Annotated in this window: 10 protein-coding genes; 6 read left to right on the top strand and 4 right to left on the bottom strand. The window is 69.0% G+C overall.

The window, feature by feature from the left end:
- Nucleotide 1 precedes the first annotated feature (1 nt).
- Nucleotides 2-958, top strand: coding sequence for an NAD-dependent epimerase/dehydratase family protein (locus tag U2P90_RS12510; protein ID WP_322472374.1), 957 nt, complete (start codon nt 2-4; stop codon nt 956-958).
- 170 nt (nt 959-1,128) lie between these two features.
- Nucleotides 1,129-1,728, top strand: coding sequence for an HAD family hydrolase (locus U2P90_RS12505; RefSeq protein ID WP_322472373.1), 600 nt, complete (start codon nt 1,129-1,131; stop codon nt 1,726-1,728).
- Nucleotide 1,729: 1 nt separating this feature from the next.
- Here the strand turns inward: U2P90_RS12505 and U2P90_RS12500 are convergent, their stop codons facing one another.
- Complete coding sequence (locus tag U2P90_RS12500) at nt 1,730-2,059, bottom strand: cyclic-di-AMP receptor (RefSeq protein ID WP_295818415.1); 330 nt, start codon at nt 2,057-2,059, stop codon at nt 1,730-1,732.
- A gap of 101 nt (nt 2,060-2,160) precedes the next feature.
- Entirely contained in the window at nt 2,161-2,664 is a 504-nt protein-coding gene (locus U2P90_RS12495; protein ID WP_295818418.1) for a transcriptional regulator, read from the bottom strand.
- A gap of 386 nt (nt 2,665-3,050) precedes the next feature.
- Between U2P90_RS12495 and U2P90_RS12490 the strand changes: the two genes are divergently transcribed.
- The 3 genes from U2P90_RS12490 to U2P90_RS12480 all read left to right on the top strand — a co-directional run bounded on the left by U2P90_RS12490 (nt 3,051) and on the right by U2P90_RS12480 (nt 5,982).
- A complete protein-coding gene (locus U2P90_RS12490; RefSeq protein ID WP_322474695.1) occupies nt 3,051-3,800 on the top strand; it encodes an ATP-binding cassette domain-containing protein in 750 nt (249 codons plus the stop codon).
- Nucleotides 3,790-5,055, top strand: coding sequence for an ABC transporter permease (locus tag U2P90_RS12485; RefSeq protein WP_322472372.1), 1,266 nt, complete (start codon nt 3,790-3,792; stop codon nt 5,053-5,055). The genes U2P90_RS12490 and U2P90_RS12485 overlap by 11 nt, the downstream gene beginning before the upstream one ends.
- 75 nt (nt 5,056-5,130) lie before the next feature.
- The gene (locus tag U2P90_RS12480) at nt 5,131-5,982 is read left to right on the top strand and encodes a metallophosphoesterase family protein (protein ID WP_322472371.1); all 852 of its coding nucleotides are present in this window, start codon (nt 5,131-5,133) and stop codon (nt 5,980-5,982) included.
- A gap of 74 nt (nt 5,983-6,056) precedes the next feature.
- Here the strand turns inward: U2P90_RS12480 and U2P90_RS12475 are convergent, their stop codons facing one another.
- Both U2P90_RS12475 and U2P90_RS12470 read right to left on the bottom strand, forming a co-directional pair.
- Nucleotides 6,057-7,949: a fasciclin domain-containing protein gene (locus U2P90_RS12475; RefSeq protein ID WP_322472370.1), complete on the bottom strand. Its 1,893-nt coding sequence runs from the start codon at nt 7,947-7,949 to the stop codon at nt 6,057-6,059.
- Between the two features lie 318 nt (nt 7,950-8,267).
- Nucleotides 8,268-11,459 (bottom strand): DNA translocase FtsK, encoded by a 3,192-nt coding sequence (locus U2P90_RS12470; protein ID WP_322472369.1) that lies wholly within the window; start codon nt 11,457-11,459, stop codon nt 8,268-8,270.
- 103 nt (nt 11,460-11,562) lie between these two features.
- On the opposite strand from U2P90_RS12470, the gene U2P90_RS12465 reads away from it, so the two are divergent.
- On the top strand, nt 11,563-11,961 hold the full coding sequence (locus tag U2P90_RS12465; protein WP_322472368.1) for a M67 family metallopeptidase: 399 nt from the start codon (nt 11,563-11,565) through the stop codon (nt 11,959-11,961).
- Nucleotides 11,962-11,980: the final 19 nt, after the last annotated feature.

Genomic DNA, 11,980 nt, shown 5'->3' with positions numbered 1-11,980 from the left:
CATGAGACGAGCAGTGGTGATCGGAGGCAAGGGCAAGGTCGGAACCTATCTCGTTCCCATGCTGGTCGAGGACGGGTTCGAGGTCGTGAATGTCAGTCGCGGCGAGTCCAGGCCGTTTGTTCCCCACGGCTGCTGGAAGCGCGTCCGTCAGGTGGATCTCGACCGGAATCATCCGGCCTTCCCGCAGAAGATCGTGGAGCTCCAGCCCGATATCGTCGTGGACAGCATCTGTTTCCGTGAAGTGGACATGACGGCGCTGATCGACGCTTTGGCCGGGCACGTCACGCATTACCTCGTCACCGGGAGCATCTGGGCACATGGCCCGGGGTCAGTGGTGCCTGGCACCGAGGACGATGACCTGAACCCGATCGGCGATTACGGAACTGAGAAGCTGAAGATGCAGCGGGTGCTTGAGCGCCGGTACGCCGCGTCGCACTTTCCAGGCACGATCGTGCATCCGGGCCACATCGTGGGGCCGGGCCACCTGCCGATCAATCCGCAGGGCAACCAGAACCCCAGGGTCTTCGAGGCCCTGATGGCTGGAGAGCCGGTGGTGCTGCCCCACCTCGGTATGGAGACCCTGCACCACGTCCATGCCGAAGATGTCGCCGGGGTGTTCCGGGCCGCCATCCGGGCGGTCGGTGTGAGTCACGGTCAGGCCTTTCACGCCGTGTCGCCTGCAGCAGTGACGCTCCGAGGGTATGCCAGCGCCGTGGCCGCGTGGTTCGGCCAGGACGCCCATCTGGTCTTCAAGGCCTTCGACGTCTTTCGAAGCGATGTGGCGGCGCACGATGCCGACGCCACGCACGAGCACATCACGCGCTCGCCCAGCCATTCCATGCAGAAGGCCCGGCGTCTGCTGGGGTTCGCGCCCCGCCACAGTAGCCTCGACGCGGTCAGAGAAGCGCTCGACTGGATGATCGCCCATGAGGTCGTCGCCGTTCGGCAGGCCCGATAGAGTTGGCCAGACCGGGGGAAGGCTTGTCCTCGAAGTGGAGCGAGCGGAGCAGTTCGCCGCGTCAGACCGCCGCCCACTCGGAGGCGCAGCGGCATCCGCTGTCAGGCGACGGGTGGGCGGCGGTCTGATAGCGGGTCGCGCTGAGCGGCGTCCCGGCGTAGCCTGCGCCCATGACCATCAGGGCGCTGTTCTGGGATATCGGTGGGGTGCTGCTCACTAACGGCTGGGATCGGGAACAGCGGGCGGACGTTCTGGCTCGCTTCGGGCTGGACGCTGGCGAGTTCACCGAGCGGCACAAGCTGGTCGTGCCGGAACTGGAACTGGGCCGCATGACGCTGGACGAATACCTGACCCAGACGGTGTTCTACGCGCCGCGCGACTTCACACCAGACGCCTTCCGCGCGGCGATGGAGGCCGAGAGCCGCCCGCACGCGGAAGCGCTGGCCCTGGCGCGTGACCTGTCGACCCGCCACCGCTGCTACTCGCTGAACAACGAGGGCGCCGACCTCAACGACCACCGCATCCGCACCTTCGGGCTGCATGACGTGCTCCTGGGCTTTTTCACATCCTGTTACCTGGGCGTGATGAAACCCAACCCGGCGATCTACCGGCTGGGCCTGAAGCTGGCGAACGTGCGCCCGGAGGAGGCCGTGATGATCGACGACCGCGTGCAGAACGCGGAGGCGGCCCGGTCGGTCGGGATGCGGGCCGTGTGCTACAGGGACGCCGCGCAGCTCCGGGAGGAACTGGCGGCGCTGGGGGTCGAGTAGATCAGACCTTGACGAATTCCTGCACGCCCATCACGAACATGACGGCCCCGCCCACCGGAACCTCGACCGGGTCGCTCACCATGCTCTCGTTCTGCTCGCCCATCGGGACGCTGGGTGCGACCAGGCGGGTGCGGGTACGGCAGGTCTGCCTCACGAGCTTCTTGAGATCCTCCAGGCGCTCGTCGCCCACGCCGATCATCAGGGTGGTGTTGCCCTCGCGCAGGAAGCCGCCGGTGCTGGCGAGCTTGGTCACGTCGAAGGAGTGGTCAGCCAGGACGCGCATCAGCGCGGAGGCGTCGGCATCCTGAATCACGGCGAGAACCAGCTTCATGCCCGGCAGGATAGCAAACGGGGCGTAAGCCTGCGGTCAGGTACACGGCGACAACGACAGAGGCCCCGCGTGGGGGCCTCAGTGAACACGGTTCAGGTGCTTTACGCGACCTGCTTCTTGCGGCTGGGCTTCTCGGCGGCCTGCTCCTGGCCGAGGGCCTGCGTTTCTTTCAGGCGGAAGATGACCAGGCTGCCCACGAAGGTGCAGGTGATCATGCCGTGGGCGTTCAGGAGGCTCAGGGCGGTCATGACTTCCTCGCGGGTCATGCGCAGCTGCTCGCTCATGTACAGGGCGCTGTCGGCGCGGCCTTCCAAGTAGTCGCGCACCTTTTTCGCGCTCTCGGTCAGGGGCGTCGCGGGCACATCGGCCAGACCGGGATCGGCCAGACCATACACGGCGCGGGTGCCGGTGCCGGGCAGACGGCGCACACGGCCCTGGTCGAGCAGGCTGGCCAGCGCTGCGCGCAGGTGCGACAGCGCCAAGCTGGTCGTCTTGGCGAGTTCAGTTTCGACCCATTCGGGCTTACTTTCCAGGGCGCGCAGCACCAGCTTCTCGTTGGCGCGGCGGGTTTCCTGCAGATCTTCGAGGGTAGGGGGGTTGAACATGCGGGCCTCCAGGGAGCACTGCGGCGCGGGCCTTGTCCGGTACGGACGCAGGTTGAGGGGGGTCAAGCGAGCAGAGGGGACATCGGCAGGGGGGCTGATCGCTGGACTGAGTTCAAGTGCGCCGTTCAGCGCAACTTTCCTATTATATTCACTTTTTCTCTCATTTTGGATGAGGGGAGGCGCGATTGACATTATGGTTCGGGACAAGATTTCCCTTGCTGACGCCAGAAATCATCCTGTCCCCCCGGAAGGTGTCCCCATCGACAGGACACATGTCGGGCGGGTCGACCGGGCCAGCTCCGTTCCGGAGTCGCGCAACCTTCTGCTCCTGGCCGGCGTACCCTCCAGCATCTATGCCACCTGACACCGTGCCCCGGCGTACCCCCATGCTCGACCTGAACGGCCTGACCAAGGAGTACGGTGCGTTCCGGGCACTCCGGGGCGTGACGCTGACTGCCACCGACGCCGAGGTCTTCGGGCTGCTCGGGCCGAACGGTGCCGGGAAGACCACCCTGCTGCGCATTCTGGCAACCCTGCTCCAGCCCACCGGGGGAAGCGGCACGGTCTGCGGGCTGGATCTGCGGCGAGACGCCGAGGCGATCCGCCGGGCGGTGGGGGTCGTGAACGGCGGCATGGGTCTGCCGGCGCGTCTGACCGGGCGCGAGATCCTGCGCTCGTTCGCCGGGCTGTACAGCCTGAACCGCGCCCACACCGAGGCCCGCATCGCGGAACTGGACGAGCGGCTGGAACTCGGCCGCACGCTGGACATCCGCGCCAGTGAGTATTCGTCGGGTATGAAGCAGAAGGTGGTGATTGCCCGCGCGGTGCTGCATGACCCGGCCCTGTTGATCCTCGACGAGGCCGCCAGCGGCCTGGACATCTTTGCGCGGCGCTCCCTGCTGGATTTCGTGCAGGCCAGCCGGGCCCCCGGCCGCCTGACCGTGTATTCCACCCATGTCATGAGCGAGGCCGAGGAGGTCTGCGACCGGGTGGCGATCCTGCACCACGGACAGCTGCTCACGGTCGGGCGGATTCCCGAGGTGCTGCACGCGACGGGTGAGCGCACCCTGGAGCGTGCCTTCTTTGAACTGGTTCGTGCCCATGACCAGCGCGCCGGGGTGGCCCATGCCGTCTGAACGGCTGCGTCCGGCACTCGTCTGGCGGATTGCGGCGCGGGATCTGCTGTCCACGATCCGCGACCGCCGCACCCTGACCGCCACCATCCTGATGCCGCTGCTGCTCATCCCGCTGTTCACCCTGGGGCTGCCGCTGCTGCTGGGCAACCTGATCGGCGGGCAGCAGCAGGCCCGCCAGAAGCTGGGCGTGGTCGGCACGCTGCCAGCGGCCCTGAGCACAGCGCTGACGCGCGACGAGCGCCTGGGCGACGGCACCCTGGTGCGGGCGGGCGTGACCCTGGTGCCGGTTACGGACGCCCGCGCTGCCGTGCAGGCCGGCACAGTCGACGCCGCTGTCCGGCCCGCCACGGCCATTCCCACCCGCGCCGGGGCGGGGCAGGGCACGCTGGAGGTCTACGCGAAATTGAACAACCTGCGTGCCCAGGCCGGGGCGTATTCCAAGGTGCAGGACGTCGTGACCGCCTACAACCGCACCCTGACCATTGAGCGGCTGAAGGCCCTGGGCCTGGATGCCGGCGTGCTCACCCCGGTCACGATCCGGAGCGTGGATGCCAGCCCCCCGCAGGAGCAGCGCAGCGGCCAGCTGGCGTTCCTGATCCCCATGCTCATGCTCCAGTTCATCCTCAGCGGGGCCATGGCGACCGCCGTGGACGCCACCGCGGGCGAGAAGGAGCGCGGCACCCTGGAGAGCCTGCTGGTGGCTCCCGTGCGCCGGGGCGAGGTGGTGGCCGGCAAGCTCCTCGCCACGACCATCACCGCCCTGACGAGTGCGTGCTTCAGCGTGCTGGGCTTCATCCTCAGTGGGGTGCTGGTCGCCGCGTTCACCCGTGGCCGCACCGGTCAGGGCAGCGAGATCACGCAGGCCATGGGTGGGCAGCTCACCCTCAGCGTGGGCGGGGCGCTGGCGCTGCTGGGCGTGTCGCTCAGCGCCGCGCTGGTGATCAGTGCGCTGCTCATCACGGTCGGCATCTATGCGAGGTCGTTCAAGGAGGCGCAGACCTACATCGCGCCATTCACACTGGGCATCGTGCTGCCTGCCGTCCTGCTGCAGTTCAGCGATTTCCTGACCCTGGGGGCCGGCCTGTACGCCCTGCCGCTGTTCGGCGGCATGCTCAGCCTGCTGGAGATCGTGCGCGGCAGCGTGAATGGCGTGCACGTCCTGCTGGCGATCGCCGCCAACCTGATCGGCACCGTCCTGCTGGGCCTGCTGGCCCGGCGGTCGTTCGGACGCGAGGAGATCATCTTCCGGAACTGATCACCTGCCGGCCGGTGGCCGCCAGCGTGGCCCTGCTGACGATCTGGCGGCCCACCGGCCCTAGAATGCACGGCGATGCGGGTGGCGATCATCGCGGATGTTCATGGCAATGCCGATGCTCTGGATGCCGTGCTGAACGATCTGCAGCAGCAGGGCGCCGACCGGGTGATCGTGAACGGCGACGTCGTGAACCGGGGCCCGGATTCCGTCGAGGTGATGGAGCGGCTGCTCGGACACCCCGGTGTGCAGTTCACACTCGGCAACCATGACGACCTGCTGCGGCTGTGGCACGCGCGGAGCGCCTCGCTGCCCACGGCGTGGTTCGACGATCCGTTCTGGGGTGCGACGGCGTGGAGCGCCGATCAGCTCGACCGGGCGGGCCTGCTGCACGTGCCGGCCGCGTGGCCCATGACCCTCACCCTGGACGTGCCGGGCCTGCCCCGCGTGCTGATCGCGCACGGCACCCGCCAGCACTACCGCGAGGGCCTCAGCGAGCGCACGGCTCCGGAACGGATCGGAGTGCTGCGTCAGCCCGCCGACGGTTCACCGGCCGATGTCCTGATCGGGTCGCATATCCACCGCCCGGCGCACGCGACGGTGGACGGCGCGCTGATCGTGAACACGGGTGCCGTGGGCTTCCCGGCGACCGGCGATCCCAGGGCACAGTTCGTGCTCCTGACGGCCGGGGATGGCATCTGGACACCAGAGTTCCGGCTCGTGCCCTACGACCGCAGCGGCGTTGTGGCCCGCTTCCGCACGAGCGGCATGCTCGACACCGGCCTGAGTGCCGCGATCTTCCGCGAGGAACTGCTCCGTGCCTGCAGCCTGTATACGCCGTACTGGGACTGGACGGAACGCGATACCGTGATCCGCACGCCCGATTCGTGGTCACGGTTTCTCTCGGATCACGCCGCCACCACCCACTGACCCACACCGGGTCCCGATGGCGGGCAACACGACAGACCCGCCCCCAACAGGGAGCGGGCCGGACGTCGGTCGGCTTACTTCAGGGTGGGGGGGATCAGCACCGCGTCGATGCTGTAGGCCACGCTGTTCCCGGCCGTCATGGGCACGGAGTTGGCGAGCATGCCGCCGGTGATGGTGTCGCCGGACAGCACTCCGATCATGGTCATGGTGCCATCGGCCTTGAGGTCGATGCTGCTGCCTTCCACGCTCTTGAGCTGGGGCACGTTCAGGGCGGCGTCAATGACCTTGCCGGTGACCACGTGGAACAGCAGCACCTGACGCAGCTTGGCCGGATCGGCGTTCAGCGTGTCGAGGGTCGCCTGGGGCACCTTGGCAAAGGCGTCGTTCGTGGGCGCGAAGACGGTGTAGTCGCCACTGCTCAGGGTCTCGGCCAGACCGGCCTTCAGGATCAGGCTGACCAGCGTGCTGTACTGCGGCATGCCCTGGAGCAGCTCCACGAGGTTGGCCGGCGTCGCCGCGGCGGTGGTCGCAGCCGGAGCCGCCGTGGTGGTCGTGGCCGGGGCAGGGGTGGTCGTCGTCGCGGCCGCTGCGGCCGTGTCGGTCGTGGTGGTGGTGGCGGGCGCGGCCGGAGCCGCCGCGGTGGTGTCGGTCGTGGGAGCGGCGGCCGCCGGTGCCGCCGGAATCACCAGGTTGGGCGGCAGCAGCACCTTGTCGATCACGAAGATGGTGCCGTTGTCGGCGGAGATGGGTGCACCCTCGACCTTGCCGGTGCCGACCGTCTGCGTCGTGCCGTCCGAGGAGACGTCGATGCTGCTGCCCTCGGCGCTGGAGACCTGCTTCACGGCGGCGAGCTGTTCGCCGGTGCGTTTGCCGGTCGCCACGTGGTACAGCAGCACCTTGCGGAGCGTGTCGGGATCGCTGGCGATCAGCGCCAGCTGCTCCTGATCAAGCGCCTCGAAGGCGGCGTTCGTGGGCGCGAAGATCGTGTACTCGTTGGCCGTGAGCTGCTCGGTCAGGCCCGCGTCGCTGAGCAGGTCGCGCAGCGTCGAGAAGCGGTCGTCGCTGACCAGCACGTCGTACAGCGTGTTGGTGCTGGCGGCCGGAGCGGCCTGGGCCACGGGCTCGGTCGCAGCCGCTTCGGTGGCCGGCGCAGCTTCGGCGGCGGGCGCCGGGGTGGGTTCGGTCGCGGGCGCCGCGGCGGTGTCGGTGGTCGCCGGCGGAGTCGCGGCCGTGTCGACCGTGATGGTCGCGCCGCTCAGCGGCAGGGCCGGAATGGCCGAGATGTCGACCGGAGCGGGGGCCGCCGGAGTCGTGGCGGCGGGCGCCGGCTCAGCGGCCGCGGCCGCCGGGGCCGGTTCTGCTGCCGGGGCCGGCTCCGTGGCGGGGGCCGGCTCGGCTGCCGGAGCCGCCGGAGCGGGCGCGGCCTCGGCCACCGGCTCGTTGACCATCGGTGCGTCGGCCTCGGCGGCGGGCATCAGCACCGTGTCGATCACGTGGACGACGCCGTTACAGGCCGCCACGTTGGTGCGGGTGACATTGGCGTTGTCGACCTTCACGGCCGAACCGCTCACCGTGACCAGGATGCTGGAACCCTGCACGGTCTTCACCGAGGACAGGGTGGCGACCTGCGCCGCTGCGACCTTGCCGCTGACCACGTGGTACAGCAGCAGCGACCGCAACATGGCCGGATCGTTCAGCGCGGCGGCCAGCGTGTCGCTGGGGAGCTTGGCGAAGGCTGCGTTCGTCGGTGCGAACACCGTGAAGGTGCCGCCCTGCAGGGTCTGGGTCAGGCCAGCCGCATCCACGGCGGTGGCCAGCGTGCTGAAGTTGGGATCGCCGGCGACGATCTGGGCGATGGTCTTGCACGCGGCGGGCGTTGCGGGCGCGGCCGGGGCGCCGCCACCACCGGCGATTGCCGGGGTTGCAAGCATCAGGCCGAGCGTCACCAGACTGGTTTGCTTCTTCATCACATCTCCTCCGAATGGAACTGGGTTGCCAATTGTCCGAAACTCAATCTTTCCCAGAACAGCGCGGATTGCAAGCTGGGACGGGCCCGAACCGCGCCGTATAAACGAACGCACGCCACGATCCGGATGACCTCTCATAGGTGCCTCATGCGCGGATCAGGGTCGGGGGAAGGGCGCCCACACCCACCCCGGTGGCGGGCAGTCGTCGGTCAATGGAGAGGTAGGACATCACCTCCCGGACGGTTCCGGTTCGCTGACCTCACGTCATGTGCGATCTGGTCGGATGTGGTGGTCGCCCCACCGAGACCGGCCCGTGCGCTACTTCCCGAAGAACTGCGGGAGGTCGGCCTCGCTGACCAGGATGTCGCGCGGTTTGCTGCCCTGATGCTTGCTGACGATACCCATGGCCTCGAGCATGTCCATCAGCTTTCCAGCGCGGGCGTGGCCCACCGACAGGCGGCGCTGGAGACGGGACACGCTGCCCTGCCCTTCCTCGATACAGATCTGGGCGGCCTGCCGCAGCAGGGGGTCGCTGAAGTCCATGTTCGACTTGTCGGCCACTGGCCCGGACGCCTCGATCCCACCCTCGAAATCCGCCCCGTAGGTCTCGACAAACACGTCCTCGAAGACCTGGCGGCGCAGCTCCTCGGTGATGCGCACCGACTCCAGCTCGCTGATGTACGGGCCCTGCAGGCGCAGCGGCTTCACGAGCCCCGGCTGGTAGTACAGCATGTCGCCCATCCCGGTCAGGCGCTCGGCCCCCATGGCGTCCAGGATGGTGCGCGAGTCATGGCTGCTGCTCACGGCAAACGCGATCCGGGCCGGCACGTTCACCTTGATCAGCGAGGTCAGGATGTCCACGCTGGGCCGCTGCGTGGCCAGCACCAGGTGCATGCCGGTGGCGCGGGCCATCTGCGCCAGACGCATGATCGCGGACTCGACCTCCTTGGGGCTCGTGATCATCAGGTCGGCGAGCTCGTCGATGATGATGACCAGATGCGGGAGCTCCACATCGCCGGTCTGGCGCATCTTGGCGTTGAACTGCTCGAGGTTCTTGGCCCCGACCTGCGACATCATCTTGTACCGCCGCTCCATGTGGGCGACCGCCCCCAGCAGGACGCCCGCGGCATCGACCGGATTGGTCACGACACTGCGCACCAGGTGGGGAATGCCGTCGTAGGGCGTCAGTTCGACCATCTTCGGATCGATCATCAGAAAGCGCAGTTCCGTGGGCAGGTACTTGAACAGCAGTGACGTGATCAGGGTGTTCACGCACACCGATTTCCCGCTGCCCGTGCTGCCGGCGACCAGCAGGTGAGGCATCTTGGCGAGATCACCGACCATCAGTTCACCGTCGATGCTCTTGCCCAGGATCACGGGAAGCCGCGCCCGCGTCGAACGGAACGACGGGGCTGCCGCCGCCTGGTGGAAGGTGACGGGCTCGCGGTCGGCGTTCGGCACCTCCAGCCCGATCACGCTCTTGCCCGGCACCGGCGCCTCCACGCGAACGCCGCCCACCGCCAGCGCCCGCGCCAGATCGTTGCTCAGGCTCGCGATGCGGCTGATCTTCTCGCCGGGGGCCGGCTCGATCTCGTAGCGGGTCACGGTCGGGCCACGGGCGAAGTCGACCACCCGTGCCTGCAGGTTGAAGTGCCGCAACGTCTCGTCGATCAGTCCTGCCCGCTGCCGCGCCGAGGCGTCCAGCTGCGCGGTGTTCACGGCGGCCAGCGGCACCGGGTCGAGCAGGTCGTACCCCGGCAGGGTCAGCGGCAGGGCACCGACGGCAGGCCGCATGGCGATCTCGTCCACATCCGGCCCGCCGTCGTCCGGGTCGTCCCATGGGGCAGGGGCGGGGGCCTTCGGCGCGGCCGCCTGAACCCCGCCCTGTCCCAGCAGCACATCGGCCGCGCGGGGCGGTACGGGCGGCAGGGTGGTGCGGGCGGCCGGTTCCGAGCCGTCGGGGCCGAAGGGCAGGTCGTCGTCGTCCCAGCCGCTGAATGGATCGAGGCCCGCCGCGGCCGGTGCGGGCAGTGGGGTCACGGCCGCCGGCTCCGGGTCAAGGAGCGCCACTGCACTGGGGGCGGTGCTGCCCCGCGACAGTCCGGGAAGGGGCGCGACCGGCGTCGCCCCCACTGCCGCCAGGGGAGCCTGGAAGTCGAAATCGAGGCGGGGCGGCGTGGGCTCGCGGATCGTGCTCATCGCCTCGGCTCGGCGCAGCGCTTCCTCCTGTGCCCGCGCCAGACGCGCCTGCCAGCCCTCCAGATCCGCCAGCGTGCCCTGGGGATCGGTGGCGAGCGCGCCCGCGAGCCCGCCCGCCAGCTCGGTCGGTGCCCGGTCGAAGGCGGCCGCCAGTTCAGGCCAGCCGGCGTAGGTCTGTGCACGCTCCTGCCACGCCACGAATTCCGACGACAGGGCCTGCCATCCCAGGGCACGCTCGCGGTGCGCCGGCCACTCGCGGGTCAGGATCGCCGTGTCGGCCTTCGCGAGGGCCTTCTCGGACAGCTTGCGCTCGCGCTCCAGCCGCCCGGCGCGGCCTGCCAGGCGCTGCACCTCCATGACCATCGAGCGCCGCAGCCGTTCGAGCGCGCCACATGCCAGCGTGCTGGCCAGTTCCGTACACAGGTCATGCCGGCCCGCACGGATGTCGTTGGCGACAGCCTCCACGTTTGCACCGGCGTCCGGGGCCTCGGTGGCCACCAGATCCCTCAGGTCGCGCCCGGCGTTCGCCACAAAGGTCTTCGTGACCTCGCGCCACGCAGCCAGATCCTTGTCGAGGTGCTTGAGACCCGCCTCGTCGAGCGTCTTGACCGTCCGCTGGGTGGTCTTGAGTTCGTCGTGCTGGGCACGCAACTCCTTCGAGTGCGGATACAGGCGGCGCAGGGCATCCAGCTCCCGGGCCTGGGCCGACAGGGTCTGCCGCGCCTCTGCACGCGCCATGGCCGCCCCGCGTCCCTCCTGCCGGGCCTCAATCACGCCCTGCACTCCGGCACTCGCTCCGCCCAGCAGCACGCTCAGCTTCCGGAAGATCCCCTTGAGGATCGACAGCGGGGCGAGCCGGAGCATCAGTTCCAGACCCAGCGTGAAGGTCACCACCGGCAGCAGGATGGCCGCGTAGCTCACGGCCCGCAGCAGGGGGGTCATCACGATCTCGGCCAGCAGGCCCGCTGCGCCGGCCTGCACGACCTCGTGTGCGGCCATGACCGACAGGGCCACGATCACCGCGCCGGCCACCCGCCGGGTCAGGTTCTTCAGGTCACGGCCCAGGAAGACCAGGACGCCGTAGGCGACCGGCACCACCGGCAGCAGATACGCCCCCCAGCCCAGCCACAGCAGCAGCCCACCCCGCGCCTCGGTCATGATGCCCGCCGATCCGGCCCGGCGGCCCTCGTCGGCCGGCACCAGCAGCACGGTCACGGCCAGGAAGATCCCCAGCGCGAACAGGACGAGTCCAAGCGCCTCACCGTCAAAACGGCTGACCGGGGGAGCGCTTTTCGCACGAGCTTTCGCCATGCCGTGCAGTGTACTCCACCGTACCGCCAGAACCCACCCCATTGCGCGGCTGGCACGGCATTTGAGCGCACATCCTCGGGCGCACACGGCGCATACTGCGGTGGTGACCCTGCACCTGCCCGTCGCCCTGATCCATGCGCTGTGGGCGCACGCCGAACGGGACGCGCCGCGCGAGTGTGTCGGCGTCCTCGGCGGTGTGCTGGACGGTGAGACTGGCCGCGCCGAAGCCCTGTACCCGCTGGCGAATATCTCTGGGCGGCCGACCACCGAGTATCTTGCGGATCCCGTTCATCTGCTCCGTGCCCTGAAGGTCATGGCGGCCGATCGGCAGCACCTTGTCGCGCTGTATCACAGCCACCCGCTGGGCCCGGCGCGGCCGAGTGCCACCGATGCCCAGCTGGCGCAGTACCCTGTGCCGTATGTGATCGCGGATCTGAGCACGCGCACCCTGGCCGCGTTCCGCCTGCCTGGGGGCACGGTGGTACCGATCACGTCTGGTTGATGCCCCTTGGGTCGATGCG

The organism is Deinococcus sp. AB2017081, assembly GCF_034440735.1.
Taxonomy (GTDB): domain Bacteria; phylum Deinococcota; class Deinococci; order Deinococcales; family Deinococcaceae; genus Deinococcus; species Deinococcus rufus.
This window is presented reverse-complemented; position numbering and strand designations above follow the sequence as displayed.